General features: G+C 73.7%; 24 protein-coding genes. 13 read left to right on the forward strand and 11 right to left on the reverse strand.

Annotated elements, in window-relative coordinates:
* Positions 1-1,176: DUF6297 family protein (locus tag AB0H87_RS21115; RefSeq protein ID WP_360147955.1), on the forward strand; the 1,176-nt coding region annotated here is incomplete at its 5' end.
* A 67-nt stretch (positions 1,177-1,243) separates the two neighbouring features.
* Positions 1,244-1,537: a hypothetical protein gene (locus AB0H87_RS21120; protein WP_360147958.1), complete on the forward strand. Its 294-nt coding sequence runs from the start codon at positions 1,244-1,246 to the stop codon at positions 1,535-1,537.
* A 21-nt stretch (positions 1,538-1,558) separates the two neighbouring features.
* On the opposite strand, the gene mug is transcribed toward AB0H87_RS21120, so the two are convergent.
* Genes mug through AB0H87_RS21135 form a run of 3 tightly spaced genes read right to left on the reverse strand, consistent with a single transcriptional unit; the run spans position 1,559 to position 3,423 of the window.
* Entirely contained in the window at positions 1,559-2,101 is a 543-nt protein-coding gene (gene mug, locus AB0H87_RS21125; protein WP_360147961.1) for a G/U mismatch-specific DNA glycosylase, read from the reverse strand.
* Positions 2,098-2,859, reverse strand: coding sequence for an SDR family oxidoreductase (locus AB0H87_RS21130; protein WP_360147964.1), 762 nt, complete (start codon positions 2,857-2,859; stop codon positions 2,098-2,100). Before AB0H87_RS21130 ends, mug begins: the two co-directional genes overlap by 4 nt.
* A 39-nt stretch (positions 2,860-2,898) precedes the next feature.
* Positions 2,899-3,423, reverse strand: coding sequence for a helix-turn-helix domain-containing protein (locus tag AB0H87_RS21135; protein ID WP_360147967.1), 525 nt, complete (start codon positions 3,421-3,423; stop codon positions 2,899-2,901).
* A gap of 53 nt (positions 3,424-3,476) precedes the next feature.
* On the opposite strand from AB0H87_RS21135, the gene AB0H87_RS21140 reads away from it, so the two are divergent.
* Entirely contained in the window at positions 3,477-4,349 is an 873-nt protein-coding gene (locus AB0H87_RS21140; protein ID WP_360147970.1) for an alpha/beta hydrolase, read from the forward strand.
* Between the two features lies 1 nt (position 4,350).
* On the opposite strand, the gene AB0H87_RS21145 is transcribed toward AB0H87_RS21140, so the two are convergent.
* A complete protein-coding gene (locus AB0H87_RS21145) occupies positions 4,351-5,100 on the reverse strand; it encodes a DUF427 domain-containing protein (RefSeq protein ID WP_360147973.1) in 750 nt (249 codons plus the stop codon).
* 74 nt (positions 5,101-5,174) lie between these two features.
* Here AB0H87_RS21145 and AB0H87_RS21150 point away from each other — a divergent pair, with 74 nt between their 5' ends.
* From AB0H87_RS21150 to AB0H87_RS21170, 5 genes are all read left to right on the forward strand, one after another.
* A complete protein-coding gene (locus tag AB0H87_RS21150; protein WP_360147976.1) occupies positions 5,175-6,044 on the forward strand; it encodes a LysR family transcriptional regulator in 870 nt (289 codons plus the stop codon).
* A 2-nt stretch (positions 6,045-6,046) separates the two neighbouring features.
* Positions 6,047-6,916 (forward strand): LysR family transcriptional regulator, encoded by an 870-nt coding sequence (locus tag AB0H87_RS21155; RefSeq protein WP_360147979.1) that lies wholly within the window; start codon positions 6,047-6,049, stop codon positions 6,914-6,916.
* A gap of 98 nt (positions 6,917-7,014) precedes the next feature.
* Positions 7,015-7,230: a DUF3311 domain-containing protein gene (locus AB0H87_RS21160; protein WP_360147982.1), complete on the forward strand. Its 216-nt coding sequence runs from the start codon at positions 7,015-7,017 to the stop codon at positions 7,228-7,230.
* Positions 7,227-7,523 (forward strand): hypothetical protein, encoded by a 297-nt coding sequence (locus AB0H87_RS21165; protein WP_360147985.1) that lies wholly within the window; start codon positions 7,227-7,229, stop codon positions 7,521-7,523. Before AB0H87_RS21160 ends, AB0H87_RS21165 begins: the two co-directional genes overlap by 4 nt.
* Before the next feature lie 3 nt (positions 7,524-7,526).
* Positions 7,527-8,849 (forward strand): sodium:solute symporter, encoded by a 1,323-nt coding sequence (locus tag AB0H87_RS21170; RefSeq protein WP_360147988.1) that lies wholly within the window; start codon positions 7,527-7,529, stop codon positions 8,847-8,849.
* 35 nt (positions 8,850-8,884) lie between these two features.
* On the opposite strand, the gene AB0H87_RS21175 is transcribed toward AB0H87_RS21170, so the two are convergent.
* Positions 8,885-9,211 carry a rhodanese-like domain-containing protein gene (locus tag AB0H87_RS21175; protein WP_360147991.1) on the reverse strand — a complete coding sequence of 109 codons (327 nt, stop codon included), beginning with the start codon at positions 9,209-9,211 and terminating at the stop codon, positions 8,885-8,887.
* Positions 9,212-9,247: 36 nt separating this feature from the next.
* On the opposite strand from AB0H87_RS21175, the gene AB0H87_RS21180 reads away from it, so the two are divergent.
* Positions 9,248-9,883, forward strand: a complete 636-nt coding sequence (locus AB0H87_RS21180) for a helix-turn-helix domain-containing protein (protein WP_360147994.1) — start codon at positions 9,248-9,250, stop codon at positions 9,881-9,883.
* On the opposite strand, the gene AB0H87_RS21185 is transcribed toward AB0H87_RS21180, so the two are convergent.
* Entirely contained in the window at positions 9,841-10,764 is a 924-nt protein-coding gene (locus AB0H87_RS21185) for a GNAT family N-acetyltransferase (RefSeq protein WP_360147997.1), read from the reverse strand. The genes AB0H87_RS21180 and AB0H87_RS21185 overlap by 43 nt on opposite strands.
* 210 nt (positions 10,765-10,974) lie before the next feature.
* On the opposite strand from AB0H87_RS21185, the gene AB0H87_RS21190 reads away from it, so the two are divergent.
* The 3 genes from AB0H87_RS21190 to AB0H87_RS21200 are packed head-to-tail and all read left to right on the forward strand — an operon-like array spanning position 10,975 to position 13,339.
* Positions 10,975-11,571 (forward strand): TetR/AcrR family transcriptional regulator, encoded by a 597-nt coding sequence (locus tag AB0H87_RS21190; RefSeq protein ID WP_360148000.1) that lies wholly within the window; start codon positions 10,975-10,977, stop codon positions 11,569-11,571.
* A gap of 2 nt (positions 11,572-11,573) precedes the next feature.
* Positions 11,574-12,224, forward strand: a complete 651-nt coding sequence (locus AB0H87_RS21195) for a VC0807 family protein (protein ID WP_360148023.1) — start codon at positions 11,574-11,576, stop codon at positions 12,222-12,224.
* Positions 12,221-13,339, forward strand: a complete 1,119-nt coding sequence (locus AB0H87_RS21200) for an FAD-dependent monooxygenase (RefSeq protein WP_360148003.1) — start codon at positions 12,221-12,223, stop codon at positions 13,337-13,339. Before AB0H87_RS21195 ends, AB0H87_RS21200 begins: the two co-directional genes overlap by 4 nt.
* Here the strand turns inward: AB0H87_RS21200 and AB0H87_RS21205 are convergent.
* Genes AB0H87_RS21205 through AB0H87_RS21225 form a run of 5 tightly spaced genes read right to left on the reverse strand, consistent with a single transcriptional unit; the run spans position 13,336 to position 17,384 of the window.
* Complete coding sequence (locus tag AB0H87_RS21205) at positions 13,336-14,193, reverse strand: alpha/beta hydrolase (protein WP_360148005.1); 858 nt, start codon at positions 14,191-14,193, stop codon at positions 13,336-13,338. The genes AB0H87_RS21200 and AB0H87_RS21205 overlap by 4 nt on opposite strands.
* Positions 14,190-15,008, reverse strand: coding sequence for an alpha/beta hydrolase (locus tag AB0H87_RS21210; RefSeq protein WP_360148008.1), 819 nt, complete (start codon positions 15,006-15,008; stop codon positions 14,190-14,192). Before AB0H87_RS21210 ends, AB0H87_RS21205 begins: the two co-directional genes overlap by 4 nt.
* Before the next feature lie 54 nt (positions 15,009-15,062).
* Positions 15,063-15,779, reverse strand: a complete 717-nt coding sequence (locus tag AB0H87_RS21215; protein ID WP_360148011.1) for an SDR family oxidoreductase — start codon at positions 15,777-15,779, stop codon at positions 15,063-15,065.
* A gap of 11 nt (positions 15,780-15,790) precedes the next feature.
* A complete protein-coding gene (locus tag AB0H87_RS21220; protein ID WP_360148014.1) occupies positions 15,791-16,654 on the reverse strand; it encodes a DUF427 domain-containing protein in 864 nt (287 codons plus the stop codon).
* A gap of 10 nt (positions 16,655-16,664) precedes the next feature.
* A complete protein-coding gene (locus AB0H87_RS21225; RefSeq protein ID WP_360148017.1) occupies positions 16,665-17,384 on the reverse strand; it encodes an SDR family oxidoreductase in 720 nt (239 codons plus the stop codon).
* A gap of 112 nt (positions 17,385-17,496) precedes the next feature.
* Here AB0H87_RS21225 and AB0H87_RS21230 point away from each other — a divergent pair.
* A partial coding sequence (locus tag AB0H87_RS21230) for an AAA family ATPase (RefSeq protein WP_360148020.1) occupies positions 17,497-19,091 on the forward strand: 1,595 nt, incomplete at its 3' end.

Raw genomic sequence — 19,091 nt, forward strand, 5'->3', positions numbered from 1 at the left:
GTTGGCGATCGTGGACAGGAACGCGAGCCGGAGCGAGCCTGTCTCGCCGCGCGCGGCCCGCCGCACCAGCGCGACGGCGTCGTCGGCCCGGCGGTGCAGAGCTGGCTGGCGAGCACGCCGCTGTCCCGGCGGTCGCTGCTCGCGCCCCGGTTCGCGGGCCTGCTGCTGGCGGCGGCGCTGGGCGCGGCGGTGCTCGGCGCGGCGGCCGCCGCGATCGGCCGCTCGGGCGGCTACGTCTGGGCGGCGGTGGCCGGCCTCGGCTGGGGCACGGCCTTCGCGGCGGGCGCGGTCGCCGCGCAGTCGTGGCCGACCCGTCGGATCCGCTGGCCCGCCACGGCGCTGGCGGGTGTCGGTGGCGTCGTGGTGCTCGCGGTGGTGCTGACGCACGGCCTGTGGGGCTGGGCACCCGGCCGGCCGTCGGGGGCGGTGCTGCCCGCGGTGGCGCTCGCCGGCCTGGCGCCCGCGGCGGTGCTGCTGGTGCTGGCGGTGCGGGCACTGCCGCGGATCGACCGGGCGTCGCTGTCGACCGGCGCCCGCTTCGCGTCGGCGGCGTCGTCGGCGGTGCTGCTCCTCGACCCGTCGATGCTCGCGGCGGTGGTCGAGAACCAGCGCTGGCGCGCGGTGGGCCGGGTGCGCAGCGGCCGCTTCCGCGCCGGCCCACGATGGTGGGTGCTGCTGCAGGCGGACGTCCGCCGGATCGCCCGCAACCGCGCCGCGGTCGGCTGGTGGGTGGCACTGATCCTCGCGGTGTACGCGGTGCAGGCCGCGCTGCCGTCGGTGGCCGGCGGCGTGCAGGTGGTGGCGGCGTTCCTGGCGGCGGACCGCTTCGCCGGCGGCCTGCGCGGCATCTCCCGCTCGGCGGGCCTACGCCGGGCCGTGGGCGGCGGCGACGGTGCCCTGAAGCTGACGCACCTGATCGTGCCGACGCTGGTGGCCACGCTGTTCTGGCTGGCGACGATCCCGCCGGTCGGCGCCGGCCCACGCTGGCTCCCCGCGCTGCTCGTCGCGGGCGTAGCCGCCGCCGTCTACCGCGCGGCGACCCGCGGCCCGATGGTCTACGGCGGCTCGGTCGCCGAAACCCCGATGGGCGCGATCCCGGTCGACATGATCCGCCAGGTGATCCGCGGCCCGGACCTGCTGGCGGTCCTGGTCGCGATCCAGATCCTGATCCGCTGACGACCCGGACGGTGTAGCCGTCGCGGTCGGCCACCCACACGTGCTTGCCGGTACATATCCTGGTGCGATGACGACCTCCGACGACGTGCGCACGGCGATCGCCGATTTCGCCACGCGCATCGACGCGTTGGCACCGGGTTCGGGCCTGCCGGTGACGGTCCCGGTGACGCTGAGCCCGGAGGCGGCCCGGGCGCTGGTGGAAGCGCTGCGCGCCTACCACGACCCGCGCGACCACGGCGTGTGCGACCAGTGCGGTTCAGGCCGCCTGGACGAAGACCTCATCTGCACGACCTGCGGCCAACCGAACGGCCTCTTCGGCCAACTGGTCCGCGAACGCCTCGCCCGCCACCGCGCGGACTGAGCGCCACGCGTCGGGTTGCCGTTACTCCGCCGCCTCGCGGAGGTGGGCGAACTCTTCCGACAGGCGGTCCAGTTGGAAGTGGGCGTTCAGGCCGCTCGGGTTCGGCAGGAGCCACAGGCGCGACGGGCCCGCGACGTCCGGCTGTGGGCCGACCGCCGCCTTCGGGCGGCGGAACGCCGCCCGGTAGGCCGTGACACCCAGGATCGCGATCCAGCGCGGCTCCCAGCGCTCCGCCTTGGCGGTCAACGCCGCTCCCCCGGCGACCAGCTCCGCGGCCGACAGGTGCTCCGCCCGGGCGCTCGCGCGGTCGACCAGGTTCGTGATGCCCAGGCCCACGTCGAGCAGCGACAGCTGTTCCGCCGGCGCCAACTGCCGCGGCGTGAAGCCCGACCGGTGCAGCGCCGGCCAGAAGCGGTTGCCCGGGCGCGCGAAGTGGTGACCCGTCGCCGCCGAGTACAGGCCCGGGTTGATCCCGCAGAAGATGACGCGCAGGCCCGGGGCGATCACGTCCGGCAGGGTCTTCTCCGTGGCGGCCAGCAGGTCCGCCTTGGTCGGGCGGGTCACAACGCCCGGATCAGCCCGCCGTCGACGGCGATCGACGAACCGGTCACATAGGACGCTGCCGGGGACAGCAGGAACGCGGCCGTGCGGCCGAACTCGGCCGCGTCGCCGATGCGGCGCAGCGGGATGTCGTCGCCGGCGCCGGCGCGGGGGCGGGTCGGGTCGGCCGGGTCGCCGTACGCCGCCCGGGTGCGGTCCGTCAGGAAGCGGCCCGGCAGCAGGCTCACCACCCGCACGCCCCGCGGGCCCAGCTCGTCCGCCATGTCCTTCGCGACGCCCACCAGGCCCGGGCGGAAGCCGTTGGAGATGCCGAGGTTCTCGATCGGTGTGCGGGCCGACGACGACAGCACGAGCCCGATCGCGCCGCCGGAGTGCAGCGCCGCCGCGAGGACCCGGGCCGTGCGGACCGCGCCGAGGAACACCGTCTCGAACGACGTGCGCCAGTCGTCGTCGGACACGCCGAGGGCCGTGCCGGGCGGTGGGCCGCCCACGGAGACCAGCGCGCCGTCGAGCCGGCCGAACGACTCGAGGGCCAGCGCGACCAGGCGGGCCGCCGTTTCGGGGTCCGCGAGGTCGGCCACCAGGCCCTGGACCTTGCCGAGACCACCGAGCTCAGCGACCGCGGCGTCGACGTGTGCGCGGTGCCGGGACGAGACGACCACCCGGGCGCCCTCGTCGACCAGGCAGCGCGCCGTCGCGAAGCCGAGCCCGCGGGTGGCGCCGGTCAGCACGTACACGCGGTCCGCCAGCCCCAGGTCCATGCCAGGATCCTGCCCTACCGCCCAGTAGCACACAAATGCTCAGCCGATCGGGAACAGGATCGGGCTCAGCAGGTGCGCCCGCCGGCCCGGCGCCGGCGGGTTGCCGACCCGGGACACCAGCGCCGCCCGCATCGCCGCGACCAGGTCGGCGCGCTCCTCGTCCGACAGCCAGATCGCGTGCTGCCGGAACCCGACCAGGTCCGCCGCCGGGTCGGCACCGTCGCCGGCCAGGTAGCCGTCGAACTCGGCGATCAGCGTCGCCATCGCGGCCGCGAACGCCTGGCGCAGCTCGTCGGGCGTGGCGGCGGCGACACGGTCGGCCGGGATCGTCGCCCGGTCCCGGCGCAGCCGGTAGCTCCGCTCGACGAAGCCCCGCACCTGCTGCGAACCCGCCACCTCGATGATCCCGGCGGACGCGAGCACCGCGACGTGCCGGTAGACCGTGGCCTTCGACACGTCCGGCATGCGCTCCACGAGCTGCGCGGTGGTCACCGTGCGGTCCCCCGAGAGGGCGTGCACGATCCGCAGCCGCACCGGATGCACCAGAAGCTCGACCGTGTCCACCGGTCGATGTTCTCACATTTGACACTGTTCGCAAGTGTGCGACTATTGAGATCATGACGAACCTCGGGCAGCGGTACGCCGTGGGCGACCGCAAACTCTGGCTGCACCGCGAGTCCGGCGCGGGCACACCCACCGTGGTGTTCCTGCCCGGCGCCGGCCTGGTCGGCCTCGACTTCCTGGCGGCGCAACGGCACAGCGGCGACGCGGTGACCTACGACCGGGCCGGCACGGGCTGGAGCGATGCGGCCCCGCTGCCACGCTCCGCCGCCGAGGTGGCCGAGGAACTGCGCGCACTGCTCAGCGCGGCCGACGTGGCCGGGCCGGTCATCCTCGCCGGCCACTCGCTGGGCGCCTTCTACGCCCGCCGCTACGCCCAGCTCTTCCCCACCGAGGTCGCCGGCCTGCTCCTGCTCGACCCGGGCCACGAGGACATCTTCGACTTCCTGCCGCCCGAGGCGAGGGCGCTCGACGCGGAGATCAAGAGCTACACGGACGCGATCCCCGACCTGACCGACGAGCAGAAGGCGGCGGCCCGGGGCCAGTACGCCCAGCTCTACGCCGCCTGGCCGGCCGCCGAGCGGGACGCGCTGACCGACTACCACCTCGACCAGTGGCGCGTCGCGATCGCCGAGACCCGCAACTTCGACACCGAGGTCCACGCCGAGCTACGCGCGGGCGGCCCGCTGCCCGACGTGCCCCTGGTCGTGCTCACCGCCGGTGCGCAGAACCCGGTCTGGACGCGGTTCGCCGACGCGGACCTGGTGGCCCGGGCCCACGCGGGCATCGACGCGATGCACCAGGCGATGGCCGCGGCCGTGCCGCGCGGTGCGCACCGCGTCGTGCCGGGCGCCGCACACGGCTTCCTCCCGATGCAGCACCCGGGCGCCATCGCGGAAGCGGTCGCCACCATCCGGGCGCAAGCCTGACTCAGCGCACGAAGTGGGTACGCGGCCGCTCGACCGGCGTCCCGTCGACCGCGATGTCGACCAGCTCGTTGTAGAACGCCACGAGGTCCGCGACGGCCGCGACCGCCGCGGTCGGATAGGTGTAGGACCACGCGACGTCCGCGCCGTCGACCGACCAGTAGTCGCTGGTGATGCCCTTGTAGGGACAGGCGGTCTGCGTCGGCGAGGGCGTCAGGTGCGAAAACGACACGTCGCGGCGGTCGATGTAGTAGCGCGTCGGCAAACCCGTCTCGAACAGCAGCACGGGTGTACGCGTCTCCGCGAGCACGACCCCGTCGAGCGCGACCCGCACGTGCCGCGTCGACCGCAGCGCGTCGACCCGGACGTACGGGTTGCGCGGGTGCACGAAGATCCGCTCGTCCTCCTCGAACCACGCGTCCAGCGCGGCCCAGTCGAACCGGGCGTGCCCGGCCACGCCGGCGAGCGCGTCCGCCTCGAACACCCGCACGGAGCCCGGTCGCTCCGTGTCGCCGGCCCGCAGCCCGTACCGCCGCGCCGTGCCCCGCCGCAACCGTCGCGGGTGCTCCTCGTCGACCAGGAAACGCCGGTCGACGTCGCCGAACGGGATGTAGTACTGCGGGTAGTTCGGCCACTCCCAGACGTACCGCGCCGACGTCGTGTCGAAGACGACGGCGCCGCCGAGCAGACCCCGGATCCGCCGCGGCGCGGGCTCGACGCGGTCCGTCTCCGCGGCCATCCGCGGGTAGTCCATCCGCCCATCGTAGGAAGCCGATGGGGGCCGAGTCGGCCTTTCGGAAAAGGCGTCGTGCGGGCGACACTGTCGCGATGGACCCGCGTCAGGTACGCAACTTCCTGGCCGTGGTCGAGCATGGCGGTTTCGGTCGGGCCGCGGCGGCGCTGAAGCTGGCCCAACCCACGCTCTCACAGTCGGTGAAGGCGCTCGAGCGCGAGCTGGGCGTGGCTCTCTTCCGCCGCGCCGCACACGGTGTCGTGCCCACCGGGGCGGGCCGCCGGTTCGTCGGGCCGGCCCGCCAGCTCATGCACGACGTCGCCCGCCTCGACGCGTCGGTCGGCGGCCACCAGCAACCGGTGCTGGAACTGGTCGCCGGCGCACCGCTGGCCGCCCATCCCGGCGCGGCCCTGGTCGGCTCGTTCGTCGCCGCCCGCCCGGACGTCCTCGTGCACGTCGACCGGGTCCCGGACCGCACGACCGGCGACGACACCGTGCTCACCCGGGTCCGCGACGGCGCGAGCGAGCTCGGCCTGGCCTACCTGCCCGCGCCGCTGCACGACCTGTCCACGATCGTGCTCGGCCGGCACGCGTTCCTGCTCGCCTTCCCGCCCGGGACCGAGCTGCCCGCCGGCCCGGTGCCGCTGTCCATTCTCGACGAGCACCCGCTGATCGCCGTGCCGCACGGGCCGAGCCAGCACCGGATGGTCCAGGCCGCCATCCGTGCGGCGGGCGTGATGCCGCAGCTGGTTGTCGAGAATGGACAGCGTGACCTGTCCGACGCCCTCGTGCTCGCCGGCGTGGGCGCGACGTTCCTGCCGGACGCGGCGGCGCCGGACCTGGTCGCGCGGGGCGCCGTCGTGCGCGCCGTCGATCCACCGCTGCGCCTCGCGTACGGCCTCGTGCACCGCCCGATCGAGCTCACCGCGATCGCCGCCGCGTTCGTCGGCCACGTGCGGGGCTGAGCGTGGACTTCCGGCGCCTGGCGTACTTCGTGGCCGTCGCCGAGCACGGCAGCGTGAGCGGCGCCGCGGCCGCGCTGCACGTGGCCCAGCCGTCGCTGTCGCAGTCGATCCGGGCGCTGGAACGGGATCTGGGCGTCACGCTGTTCGACCGGCGGCACCGCAGGCTCACGCTCACCGGCGACGGTAAGGCGCTGCTCGGCCCGGCCCGCCGGGTGCTCGACGACGTCACGGCCGCCCGCGCCGCCGCACGGGGGCAGGACAGCGCCGGCGTGCTCAACCTCGCCGTGCACGACGTGCTGGCCGTCGAGCTGCCCGAGGTGCTGGCCGACCTGCGACAGGCGCGCCCGGACCTGTCCGTGCGCCTGTTCGCGCCGCGGGACGAGGACGACATCGCGCGGCTGCTGCTCGACGGGCACTGCGAGTTCGGCCTGACCTACCTGCCGCTGCGGCATCCGGAGCTGCGCGGTCACCCGCTCGGCACGCGCCGCGTCAGCCTCGTCCTGCCGCCGGGCTGGGCGGCGCAGCCCGACCCGCTCCCCCTCGCCGCGCTCGACGGCATGGCGCTCGTCGACACCCTCAAGGGCTTCACCGCGGCCCGGGCAGCGATCCGGGCCGCGCTGGCCGCGCACACGGTCGTCATGCGGCCGGCGGTACGCAGCGCCCACCGCGAGTCGATCGTCCCGCTCGTGCTGGCCGGCGCCGGCGCCGCGTTCGTCTCCGACCGCTACGCGCGGGAGGCCGCCGCCCGGGGTGCCGTGGTCCGGCGGCTCGACCCGCCCGTCGAGGTCACGTACGGGCTGCTGTTCCGTGACGGCCCGCTGTCACCGGCCGCCCGCCTGCTCGCCCACCGGATGATCCACATCAACGTATAAGACTGCCCTATAGGGACAGTGGCGATACGTCTTTGCTTTCTCGATGCCCACCGTTTGTGATCAATCGGTCCCCGTCCGGTGACATCGAGGAGGCGACGATGGCGCGGCGTGCTCGCCCATCCCGGACCTGGTACCTGCTGCTGGTTCCGCCGACGATCGCTCCGCTGCTGACGCCGCTCTACAACCGGCTCGAGCCGGCGCTGTGGGGCCTGCCGTTCTTCTACTGGTGGCAGCTCATGTGCGCGGTGCTGGCGATCCTGGCCATCGCGGTCGTGCACCTGGCCACCCGCGAGCGGCGGGACGGCTGGCGGTGACGGTCGAGGTCGCGGTCTTCGGCGCGCTGATGGCCGCGATGCTGCTGCTCGGCTTCGCGGCGGCCCGCTGGCGGCGGACGCAGGACATCCACACGCTCGAGGAATGGGGTGTCGGCGGGCGGGCGTTCGGCAACTGGGTCACCTGGTTCCTGCTCGGCGGCACGATGTACACCGCGTACACGTTCGTCGCCGTGCCGGCGCTGACCTACGGCGTGGGCGCGGTCGGCTTCTTCGCGGTGCCGTTCGCGATCGTCACGACGCCGCTGGCCTTCGTGTTCACGGCCCGGATCTAGTCCGTGGCGCACCGGCACGGCCTGCTGACCCCGGGCGAGTTCGCCCGCGCCCGGTTCGGCTCGCCGGGGCTCGGCGCGCTCGTCGCCTTCACCGGCATCGTCGCCACCATGCCGTACGTCGCCGTGCAGCTCCTGGCCCTGCGGGCGGTCTTCCGGACGGTCGGCGTGACCGGCGAGTGGCCGCTGCTCGCCGCCGTCGGTGTGGTCTCGCTCAGCACGTTCCGGTCCGGGTTGCGGGCGCCGGCACTGCTCTCCATCGCCAAGGACGTCCTGCTGGCCTGGGTCGTGCTGTCGGCGTTGCTCGTCGTCGCGATGTCCAGCGGCTGGGCCGGCATCTTCCGGCGGGCGGGCGCCCACTTCGCCAGCACACCGAACCCGGGCGACGGGCTGCTCCTGCCGGAGACGGGCCAGCTCGGCTTCGTCACGCTGGTCGTCGGCTCGGTGCTGTCGGTCTTCGCGTACCCCCATGCCGTGACCGGGATGCTCGCCGCCAAGGATCGGGCGACGGTCCGCCGCAACATCGCCGCGGCGCCGGTCTACTGTCTCGTGCTCGGCCTGATGGGGCTGCTCGGCTTCTTCGCCCTGTCGGAGGGCATCCGGCCGCTCGACGGCGACCTCAACACGGTGATGCCGCTGATGTTCCAGCAGCTGTTCCCGGGCTGGTCGGCCGGCATCGCGTACGCGGCCCTCGGCGTCGCCGCCCTGATCCCGGCCGCGGTCATGTCCATCTCGGCGGCGAACGCGTTCACGCGCTCGATCTACCGCACCTACCTGCGCCCCGACGCGGCGGCGGCCGAGGAGGCCCGGGTGAGCCGCTGGGCGTCGCTGGTCGTCAAGTTCGGCGCGGTCGCGTTCATCGTGCTGCTCGACCGCTCGTACGCCGTCGATCTCCAGCTCATCGGCGGGGTGATCATCCTGCAGACGATCCCGGCGGTGTTCCTCGGCCTGGCGACGGCCTGGTTCGACCGGCGGGCGCTGGTGGCGGGCATCCTCACGGGGTTGGGGGCGGGCATCGTGCTGCTCTGGGACATCCCGCAGGTGGCCGCGAACGGCAGCGTCGTCAAGGCGCATTTCGGCGGTTCGAGCATGGCGATCGGCGACACCGGCCAGACCGTCTACGTCGGACTGGTCGCACTGGCCGTGAACCTGATCGTCGTGACCGCGCTGACCGTCCTGCTGCGACTGCTGCGCGTGCCGCGGGGCCAGGACGCCACCCGACCGGACGACTACACCGCGGACGCCGACGACCCGATGCTCGAGCGCCTCGACGAGATCCTCGACGGGTTGCCGGCCAGGCCCGTCGGCGCCCACGCGCGGTCCCGATAGCGCGGGCGGCCGATGGCGGCCGCCCGCGCCTGCGATCAGGCGACCTCGGTGGGCAGGCCCGCGCCCACCCAGTCCTCGATCCCCTCGCGGTACTTGCGGACGTTGCCGTAGCCGAGCCGGCCCAGCTGGTCGGCGACCTGCCCGCTGTTGGGGCACGCGACGTTCGAGCAGTAGGTGACGATCGCGGCCGCGCGATCGGGCAGCAGCTCGGCCGCCCGCTCGGCGACTTCCGTCGGTGCCAGCGGCACGGCGCCGGGCAGGTGCTGCTTGGCCCAGTAGTCGCCGCCCAGCGCGTCGACGACCGTGACCGTGCCGGCGTCGATCGCCGCGCGGAGCTCGTCGCGCGTGATCAGTGTGGTCATGTGGCCCTCCCAGGGTAGACGGACTATAGTCCGGTTGTGCCTGAGAACAGTAGCGGACTGCAGTCCGATTCCGCAACGCCGATCGAGCTGCTCCGGTCCGCGCCGCCCAAGGAGCGCGCCGACGCGGCCCGCAACCGGGCGGCGGTGCTCGAAGCGGCCGCCCGGCTGTTCGCCGAGCACGGCGTGGCCGCGGTCTCCATGGACCAGATCGCCGCCGCGGCCGGGGTGGGCAAGGGGACGCTGTTCCGCCGGTTCGGCGACAAGGCGGGGCTGGGCGTCGCGCTGCTCGACGCGCGGGAGCGGGAGCTGCAGGAGGCGATCCTGCACGGACCGCCGCCGCTCGGGCCGGGCGCGCCGCCGGCCGAGCGGCTCGCGGCCTTCCTCGACGCCTACCTGGACTACCTGCTGGAGCACCTGGACCTCGGGCGGATGTCCGAGACGGCGTCGCCGGGCGCGCGCTACCGGATCGGGGCGTACCGGTTCTGGCACCGGCACATCGCCGTCCAGCTGTCCGGCACGCCCGACCCCGACCACGACGCGCACGCGCTGCTCGCCGCGATCGGGGCCGAGCACGTGTCCGCGTTGCTCCCCGAGCTAGGTGAGCAGCGCGTCCGGGCCGGCCTGCACCGCTACGCCCAGGTCATGTCGACCTGGCGCTCGAAGACGGCGTAGCCCGCGCGGGCGAAGGCCTTCGCCATCGGCACGTTGCCGACGTCGGTCGCCGCGCGGATCCGCGGCACGCCCTCCGCGGCGAGCAGCCGGGTGCCTTCGGCGAGCAGCTCGTCGATGTAGCCGTGGCCGCGGTGGGCGGGCACGACACCGATGTAGGCGATGATCGGGTTGTACGAGTTCCGGCCCGGGATCACGAATCCGACCGGCGTGCCGTCGCCGAGCACCCCGACCCGCCACCACTCGCGGGGCGACGGATAGCCGAGCAGCTCCTCGTCGTACTGCTGGGCCGCCTGTTCGGCCGGGCTCAACCGCTTGAGCTCCGCCTGGCTGTGCGCGTCGAGCGTGCCCTCGAGCACCTGGGTCATCAGGCCGACCAGCTCGGCGCGGTCCGCCACCGGACGGTACGACAGGCGGCCCGGGGTCGACGGAACGCCGCGCTCGGGCAGCCATTCCAGCCGGAGCCGTTCGACGAGCAGGCGCGCGCCGGTGGTCTCGAGCGCGGTGATCCGGTCGGTGACCACCTTCCGGGCGGCCGGCTCGTCATGCCAGTCGGGCGGGGTGAAGCGGATGTACTGCGGCAGCGTGCCGCCCTCGGGGAAGACGGCGGCGGTGGCGGCCTCGAACAGCTTCAGGGCGACCTCGATGCCGTCGGGCGAGTCGTCGAAGTCGAAGAAGTCCATCACGTACGGCGCTTCGCCGGGCCGGAAGGTCCACCAGCCGATCCGGGCGACGACGTGGTCGCCGCGCAGCGCCACCCACAGCCATTCCGGCCGGCGCCGCCCTTCGGCGAGGTCACGGGCGAGTTCCTTGTCGAGCTGGTAGCGGAGCTGGCAGAAGAGGTCGAGTTCGTCCGGCCCGGTGATCGGGCGCAGCGTTGTCATGGGCACACAGGTTCCTAACTGCGGTGGTGTGCCCGCCCTGGGGTCTCGGCGTCAGCGCGACGGCGACGCGAGCGAAGGTGCGGGCACGAGGATGGCGTTCATCTGCTCGTCCCTCCTTTCGTCTCGTGCGGTCCGCACAGGTCTACCGGATCACGAACCCCATCCGCAACCCGGTTGACGTTTGTTACTTGACCGAGTAAAACTTTACTCATGCGAGTAAACGACTCCGTGACGGCCGCCGCCCGGCGGGCACAGATCGTCACGGCCGCGATCGACACGATCGCCGAGCTGGGCTACGGCAACGCGTCGTTCGCCCGGATCGCCAAGCGCGCGGGGATCAGCAGCACGCGGCTGATCTCATACCACTTCGACGACAAGGCCGAGCTGGTCCGGGCCGTCACCGGCGCGGTGCTCAGCGAGGCCGCCGAGCACATGGGCAAGCGGCTCCGGGCCGGCGGCACGCCCACGGAACTGCTCGCCGCCTACATCGAGTCCAACCTCGAGTTCATCGCCGAGCACCCGACCGCCATCCGTGCGGTCATGGAGATCGCGGCGAACGCCCGCACCGACGACGGCGCGCCGCTGGTGCGCGCCGAGGACGTCGACGACCCGATCGCCCGGCTGGTCACGCTGTTCCGGGCGGGCCAGGAGGCGGGCGAGTTCCGCTCCTTCGACCCGGTCGTGATGGCGGTGACCCTGCGCGCGGCGATCGACGCCGCGGCCGGGCGCCCCGACCTCGACGCGCACGGCTACGCGGCCGAGCTGGTCGCCCTGTTCACCCGCGCCACCCGGAAGGACCCCTCGTGACCATGACCCTCGAAACCCGCCCGGCCAAGCCCCTCAACCGCGTCGCCCTGCTCGTGCCGATGCTGGTCGACTTCGGCCTCCCGCTGCTCGTGTTCTACGGCCTGCGCACCGCCGGCGTCAGCCAGTGGTGGTCGCTGCTGCTCTCCGGTGTGGTGCCGGTGGTCGCGATCGTCGTCCGCTTCGTCCGCCGTCGCACCGTCGACTTCCTGGCCCTGTTCGTGCTCTCCGTCGTGGCGTTGAGCCTCGGCGTCTCGGCCATGACCGGGGACGCCCGCACGATGCTGATCCGCGACGCCTGGGGCGGCCTGCTCGGCGGCCTGGTCGCGGTCTGGCTGCTGGCGTCGGTGTTCGTCGGCCGGCCGGCGCCGATGTACCTCTACCGCGCCTTCGTGCTGGCCAAGGTCGGCCCCGACGGGCTGCGCGCCTGGGAGTCCAGGTGGGACACCGACCGGCGGTTCCGGCACGGCATGCGGGTGCTGACGTTCGTCTGGGGCTGTGCCGGCCTGCTCAACGTCGCCGTCACGCTGGCCGCGGCCTATCTGCTGCCGCTCGATTTCGCCACCGGCGTGCTCAACGTCAGCTGGCCCGTCATCGTCGCGCCGACGTTCCTGTTCCACCTGTACTACACGAAGAAGTGGGACCTGCGCGCATGAGCACCGACGTCATCGTCGCCGGGGCCGGCCCGACCGGCCTGATGCTGGCCGGCGAGCTCGCCCTCGGCGGCGCCCGGGTCGTGGTGCTCGAACGGCTGGCGGCGCGGACCGGCCAGTCGAAGGCGCTGAACCTGCAGCCCCGGTCGGCCGAGGTGCTGGCACACCGCGGGCTCCTCGACGACATCCTGGCCGTGGCGTCGGCGCGGCTGCCGGGTGGGCACTTCGCCGGCATCCCGCTGGACTACTCGACGCTGCGCACGCCGTTCCCGTACCAGATCGGCGTCCCGCAGGCCCGCGTCGAGGAGCGCCTGGCGGCCTGGGCGACCGGGCTGGGCGCCGAGATCCGGTACGGCGAGCCGGTCGGTTCGTTCAGCCAGGACGCGTCGGGGGTGACGGTGAACGGGATGCGGGCGGGCTACCTGGTCGGCTGCGACGGTGCCCGCAGCGTGGTCCGCAACGGACTGCGTGTCGACTTTCCCGGCCGCGACGGGCGGATGTGCGCCCTGGTCGCCGACGTCACGCTGGTCGGCGGCGGCCCGACCCGGTGGACGCTCCCGGAGCCGAAGGGCGACGGCCTGCTCACCGTGCTGCCGCTCGGCGAGGGCGTCTTCCGGGTGCTGGCGGCCGGTCCGCGGCAGACGGCGGCCGCCAAGGACGACCCGGTGTCCGCCGGCGAGGTGGCCGAGGCCCTGGCCGGCGGCGGCCTCACCCTCGGCGAGGTCCGGTGGGCCAGCCGCTTCACCGACGCGACGCGGCAGGCCGCCCGGTACCGCACCGGCCGCGTGTTCCTCGCCGGGGACGCCGCGCACGTCCACTCCCCCGCCGGCGGGCAGGGTCTCAACCTGGGCCTGCAGGACGCCTTCAACCTGGGCGGGAAGCTGGCGGCGGTGATCCGCGGCGAGTCGGGCGACGACCTGCTGGACACGTACCACGCCGAACGGCATCCCGTCGCCGCCCGCGTGCTGCAGTCCACGCGCGCGCAGGGCGTCCTGCTGGTGCCGGACGAGGACGTGGCCGCCCTGCGCGAGGTCTTCGCCGAGCTGGTGGACCGGCGGGCGCTGGCCGAGCGGGTGGCCGGCCTCGACCACGACAACGGGCCGTTGACCCGGAGCTAGAGCTTGTCGTGGAACCGTTCGATCGCTTCCACGATCTCGTCGAGGCTGTCCTCCACCGCGAAGTGGCCCGAGTCGAACTGGACCAGCTCCGCGTCGGGCAGGTCGCGCAGATACATCTCGCCGGCGGTCGGCACGAAGAAGATGTCGTTGCGGCCCCAGACGATCAGCGTCGGCGGCCGGCGTTCGCGCCACCCGCGTTGCCAGTCGGGGAACAGCGCCACGTTCGTCCCGAAGTCCGCGAAGAGGTCGAGCTGTGCCTGCCGCGCGTTCGGCCGCGTCAGGAACCAGGAGTCCATGTTCCAGTTGTCGGGGCTCAGCGCCTCGACGTCCCGGTGGCCGTGGGTGTAGATGAGCTTCACACCCGCTTCCTCCGTGTACGGCACGAGCGCCGCCTCCGTCTCCGGGTTGCGGTCGCGCCACACCGCCCGCAGCGGCGCCCAGGCGTCGCTGAGGCCGTCCTCGTACGCGTTGGCGTTCTGGATGACCTGCCAGCGCAGCCAGTCCGGGTGCCGGTCGACCAGCCGGCACCCGATCGCGCCGCCGTAGCCCTCCTGGTAGATCCCCATCGGCCCGGTGAACCCGATCTGCTCGAGCAGCCCTTCGACGACCTCCGTCAGGTGCGCGAACGTGTAGTCGAACGTCGACGGGTCCGGCACGCCCGAGTTGCCGAAACCGGGATAGTCGGGCGCGACGAGGTGGAACCGGTCGGCGAGGGCCGGGATCAGGTTGCGGTACTGGTGCGACGACGCCGGATAGCCGTGCAGCAGCAACAGCTTCGGCGCGTCCGCGGGGCCGGCCTCCCGGTAGAAGACCGGCACACCGTCCACGGTGGTCGTTCGGTACGCGATGTTCATGAGCGCCGGTCCAGGAAGTCGTGCACCAGGGATCCCACCTCGTCGACGTCGGACTCCAGCAGGAAGTGGCCGCCGTCGAGCAGGTGGATCTCCGCGTCCGGTGCGTCGTCGGCGAACGCGCGGGCGCCGTCCGGCCCGAAGATGGGGTCGTTGCGGCCCCAGGTGGCCAGCACCGGGACCTGGGTGTCGCGCAGGTAGTCGTGCAGGGCGGGGTACAGCGGCGCGTTGGTGGCGTAGTCCCGGAACAGGGCCAGCTGCACCTCGTCGTTGCCCGGCCGGCTGACCAGCCGGTAGTCGTGGGTCCACGTGTCCGGGCTGACCAGGCTCGGGTCCGGCACGCCCGTCAGATACTGCCACTTGATCATGTCCTGGGTCAGTGCCTGGCGGATCCCGGCCTCGGTCTCCGGCGTCTGCTCCTGCTGGTACGCCCAGACCGTCTTCCAGAAGTCCGGCACGAAACCCGCGTCGTAGCCGTTGCCGTTCTGCGTGACGATCGCGGTGATCGCGGACGGGTCGCGCAGCGCCAGCCGCCAGCCGATCGGCGCGCCGTAGTCGTGCACGTAGATCGCGTAGCGGTCGATGCCGAGCTGGGTCAGCAGCTGCGCCGTGTGATCGGTGAGCGCGTCGAAGGTGTAGCGGAACTCGTCGACGCCCGGTGCGTCCGAGAAGCCGAACCCGATGTGGTCCGGCGCGACCACGTGGTAGCGGTCGCCCAGCGCCAGGATCAGGTCGCGGAACATGAACGAGCTGGCCGGGAAGCCGTGCAGCAGCACGACGGCGGGCGCGTCCGGCGGCCCGGCCTCCCGGTAGAACATCTGTCGACCGTGGACGGTGGCGTAGCGGTGATGACAGGAAACCATGACTCCTCCTCAGACCAGCCGCTCGCCGCCGTCGACGCCGAGCGAGACTCCGGTCAGGAACGTGTTGGTCAGCGCGAAGACGACCGCCTCCGCGACGTCGTCGGACGTGCCGACCCGATGGGCCGGTACGTGGGTGCGGCGCTGCTCGTACAACGCCGCCTTCTTGTCGGTGCCGAGCGCGTCGTACGCGCCGGTGTCGACGGTGCCGGGCGAGATCGCGTTGACGCGGATCGGCGCCAGCTCCACCGACAGCGAGCGCGCGATGGCGTCGACGGCACCGTTGGTCGCGGCCACGGCGAGCATCCCGACGGTCGGCTTGTCGGCGGTGGCGCCGGAGAACAGGACGAACGAGCCGTCCTGCGGCATCCGGCCGGCGAAGTGCTTGGCGAGCAGGATCGGCCCGACCGCCTTGGTGTTGAACGACTCCAGCACGACCTCCGGCTCGAGGTCGCCGACGGTGCCGCGGGCGCGGGCCGACGCGGTCGAGACGACGTGGTCGACCCGGCCGAGCCGGTCGGCCAGCCCCTCGACGCTCGCTTCGTCGGTCAGGTCGACGCTCTCGGCCACGATGCCGGTGTCGTCCGCGTACGCCTCGTCGAGCGCGGCGGAGTCACGGCCGGCGACCACGACGTTGGCGCCGGCGGCGCGCGCCGCGAGTGCGGTGGCCCGGGCGATGCCGCTGCCGCGGCCGATGACCAGGACGGTGCGATCACGCAAGGTGGACATGGAATCACTCCTCAGGTGTGTGCGAGGACCTCGTCGACGTCGAAGCCGCGGTCGATGCCGTGCGGCACGACGCTCTGCCCGGGTTCGAGCGCGAGCTGTTTCCCGTCCAGCCACACGTCGACCTTGTCGGGCTCGAACGAGACGTAGTTCGACACGAGGTGGACCTCCGGCCAGGCCTCCTCGTAGGACCAGGCGGCGCGGGAGCGGCCACCGATGTCGTAGTAGCTGCAGAGCCCCTTGTACGGGCAGAACGTCTGCCGTTCCACGGGCTCGAGCGCGGCCGGGTCGATGTCGTCGCGGGGCACGTACCAGCGCGGCGCGAAGCCCGACTCGTAGAGCGCGCGGGGCCGGACGGTGTCGGCGACGACGCGGTTCCCGTCCCGCACCACCAGGTGCCGCGAGGTGCGCCGGATGTCGATGCGGTGGTAGATGTCGGCCGCGTGGCCGGTGATCCGCTCGTCCTCCTCGTAGAACGCCTCCATCGGATGCCAGGCGAACGCCACCCGGTCCCGGAGCATCCCGGCGTACGACGGCAGGTCGCTCAGCCGCCAGGCGGCCCGGCGTGCGGAGGCGCCTCCACGGTGGACGCTGAACCACTCGGTCGCGCCGAGGTCGCGGTGGACGGTGACGTGGTCCTCCGGCTCGAGCACGCCCGCACCGATGTCGGCCGGCGGGAAGTACGCCACCGGGTAGCGACCCGGCTCGTGCAGCAGCACGACGTCCTCGCTGTCGGCGATCCAGTCACCGCCGAACCTGACCCGCAGGCGGCGGCGCAGCGGCTCTGCGTACAACAGGCGTTCGGGCAAGGGATCGGGTGTCAGGAACCGGCCGACCGGATGGGCGGAGAGGGGTCCCTGCTGCCAGGAAAGTCCCATGGTGAGCTCCTCAGGTGAGTGGTTCGCCGCCGTCGATGCGCAGCGTCGTGCCGGTCAGGAACGGACTGGTCATCGCGAACAGCACGCCGTCGGCGATGTCGCCCGCGGTGCCGATGCTCCCGGTGGGGTTGCGGCGGCGGACGGTGTCGATGTAGTCCTGCTTGCCGCGCGCGCCGAGGTCGTCCCAGGCGCCCGTGTCGACCACGCCCGGTGAGATCGCGTTGACCCGGATGGGCGCCAGTTCCAGCGCGAGCGAGCGGGCCAGGATGTCGGCGGCGCCGTTGGTGATCGCGACGGCCAGCGTGCCCACCGCGATCTTGGCGGCCGCGACGCCGGAGAACAGCGTGATCGACCCGCCCGGCCCGATCTGGTGCGCCAGGTGCTTGGCGAGCATGAGCGGGCCGATCACCTTGGTGTCGAACGACCGCCGCACGGCGTCCCGGTCGAGGTCCGCGAGGTGGCCGCGGGCGCGCGCCGAGGCGGTCGACACCACGTGGTCGACCGTGCCCAGGCGCGCGCTCAGCGCGGCGATCGACGCCTCGTCGGTGAGGTCGACCGGTGCCGTGGTGATGGCGGGTTCGCCGGCGTACGCGTCCGCGAGCCCGTGCGCGTCGCGCCCGGCGGCGACGACCTGTGCACCGGCGTCGCGGGCGACGATCGTCACCGCGCGGGCGATGCCGCTGCCCCGGCCGACCACGAGCACGGTCTGGTCCTTCAGCAATCCGGTCATCGGGCGCCCCTCGGCAGTTGAACGGCTAATGCGTAAAGCCTGCGGTTAAACATTTGCGTCCCGCATCCGCCAGTGGCCGGTCGGGCCGGCCGGTGCGGCGTAGCGTGGGCTCGTGCACGGGTCCGCCGAGCTGACCGGCCGTCGCACCGAATGCGCGGTGATCGACGACCTGGTCAAGGCCGTCCGGGCGGGTTCGAGCCGGGTGCTGGTGGTGCACGGTGAGGCCGGTGTGGGCAAGACCGCCCTGCTCGACCACGTGGCGGCGGGCGTCGGGCCGGGCCGGGTCGCCCGTGCCGCCGGCGTCCAGTCGGAGATGGAGCTGCCGTTCGCGGGCGTCCACCAGCTCTGCGCGCCGGTGCTGGACCGGGTCGACCGCCTGCCGGCGCCGCAGCGGGACGCGCTGGGCACCACGTTCGGCCTGCGCACCGGACCGCCTCCCGACCGGTTCCTGGTCGGATTGGCCGTGCTGAGCCTGTTGTCCGTGGTGGCCGAGGACCGTCCGCTCTTCTGCCTGGTCGACGACCTGCAATGGCTCGACCGGGAGTCCGCTCAGGTGCTCGCGTTCGTCGCCCGGCGCCTGGCCGTGGAGTCGGTCGGGCTGGTCTTCGCCGACCGCGCCGTGCCGCCGGATCTCGCGGGCCTGCCCGCGCTCGACGTGCGCCCGCTGCCGGACGCGGAGGCCCGCACGCTGCTCGACGGCGCGCTGCCCGGGCCGATCGACACCCGGGTCCGCGACGAGATCGTCGCCGAGGCCCGCGGCAACCCGCTGGCGCTGCTGGAACTGCCGCGGGACATCGCGCCGGCCGAGCTGGCGGGCGGGTTCGGGCTGCCGGCGGCGGCGACCCGCGGGATCGAGGAGCGGTTCCGGCGGCGCGTGGCCGAGCTGCCGCCCCCGGCGCGGCGACTGCTGTTGCTGATGGCGGCCGACCCGTCAGGGGACGCCGCGCTGGTCACGCGGGCGGCGCGGGGCTGGGGGGTGGACCCGTCCGGCGCGGCCCCGGCGGTCGACGCCGGGCTGGTCGACGACGGTCCGCAGGCCCGGTTCCGGCATCCGCTGGTCCGGTCGGCCGCCTACCGGGCAGCGTCCACGGTGGAGCGACGGGCGGCGCACCGGGCCCTCGCGGACGCCACGGACGCCCGGGCCGACCCGGACCGCCGCGCCTGGCATCTCGCCGAGGCGGCACCGCAGCCCGACGACGCGGTCGCCACGGAGCTGGAGTTCTCGGCCGGGCGGGCGCAGGCCCGGGGCGGCCCGGCCGCCGCGGCGGCGTTCCTGCAGCGCGCCGCGGCGCTGACCGCCGACCCGGCGCCCCAGGGTCGCCGGGCGCTGGCCGCGGCGGCGGCGGAGGTGCAGACCGGCGGCTTCGACGCGGCGCTGGAGCTGCTGGCCGCCGCCGAGGCCGCGCCGCTCACCGACCAGCAACAGGCCCACGCCGACCTCGTGCGGGCGCGGCTCGCGTTCGTCACCAACCGGGGCAACGACGCGCCCGCGCTGCTGCTGGCCGCCGCGCGGCGGCTGGCCGACGCGAACCCGCCGCTGTCCCGCGCCACGTACCTCGACGCGCTCTCCGCCGCGGTGTTCGCCGGCCGGATGGCGTCGCCGGGTGGCGACGTGCGTGCGGTGGCGCAGGCGGCGCGGGCCGCACCGCGGGCCACCCGGCCCGAGGTCGGCGACCTGCTGCTCACCGGGACCGCGCTCACCTACAC

Origin of the sequence: Asanoa sp. NPDC050611, assembly GCF_040654855.1 — a bacterium.
GTDB lineage: Bacteria > Actinomycetota > Actinomycetes > Mycobacteriales > Micromonosporaceae > Asanoa.

Bases quoted from the DNA above. Each gene is read 5' to 3' on its own strand.
- AB0H87_RS21120 (WP_360147958.1), top strand. From the start codon at position 1,244: ATGACGACCTCCGACGACGTGCGCACGGCGATCGCCGATTTCGCCACG.
- AB0H87_RS21130 (WP_360147964.1), bottom strand. From the start codon at position 2,859: ATGGACCTGGGGCTGGCGGACCGCGTGTACGTGCTGACCGGCGCCACC.
- AB0H87_RS21140 (WP_360147970.1), top strand. From the start codon at position 3,477: ATGACGAACCTCGGGCAGCGGTACGCCGTGGGCGACCGCAAACTCTGG.
- AB0H87_RS21145 (WP_360147973.1), bottom strand. From the start codon at position 5,100: ATGGACTACCCGCGGATGGCCGCGGAGACGGACCGCGTCGAGCCCGCG.
- AB0H87_RS21150 (WP_360147976.1), top strand. From the start codon at position 5,175: ATGGACCCGCGTCAGGTACGCAACTTCCTGGCCGTGGTCGAGCATGGC.
- AB0H87_RS21160 (WP_360147982.1), top strand. From the start codon at position 7,015: ATGGCGCGGCGTGCTCGCCCATCCCGGACCTGGTACCTGCTGCTGGTT.
- AB0H87_RS21175 (WP_360147991.1), bottom strand. From the start codon at position 9,211: ATGACCACACTGATCACGCGCGACGAGCTCCGCGCGGCGATCGACGCC.
- AB0H87_RS21185 (WP_360147997.1), bottom strand. From the start codon at position 10,764: ATGACAACGCTGCGCCCGATCACCGGGCCGGACGAACTCGACCTCTTC.
- AB0H87_RS21190 (WP_360148000.1), top strand. From the start codon at position 10,975: ATGCGAGTAAACGACTCCGTGACGGCCGCCGCCCGGCGGGCACAGATC.
- AB0H87_RS21195 (WP_360148023.1), top strand. From the start codon at position 11,574: ATGACCCTCGAAACCCGCCCGGCCAAGCCCCTCAACCGCGTCGCCCTG.
- AB0H87_RS21200 (WP_360148003.1), top strand. From the start codon at position 12,221: ATGAGCACCGACGTCATCGTCGCCGGGGCCGGCCCGACCGGCCTGATG.
- AB0H87_RS21205 (WP_360148005.1), bottom strand. From the start codon at position 14,193: ATGAACATCGCGTACCGAACGACCACCGTGGACGGTGTGCCGGTCTTC.
- AB0H87_RS21210 (WP_360148008.1), bottom strand. From the start codon at position 15,008: ATGTTCTACCGGGAGGCCGGGCCGCCGGACGCGCCCGCCGTCGTGCTG.
- AB0H87_RS21215 (WP_360148011.1), bottom strand. From the start codon at position 15,779: ATGTCCACCTTGCGTGATCGCACCGTCCTGGTCATCGGCCGCGGCAGC.
- AB0H87_RS21220 (WP_360148014.1), bottom strand. From the start codon at position 16,654: ATGGGACTTTCCTGGCAGCAGGGACCCCTCTCCGCCCATCCGGTCGGC.
- AB0H87_RS21225 (WP_360148017.1), bottom strand. From the start codon at position 17,384: ATGACCGGATTGCTGAAGGACCAGACCGTGCTCGTGGTCGGCCGGGGC.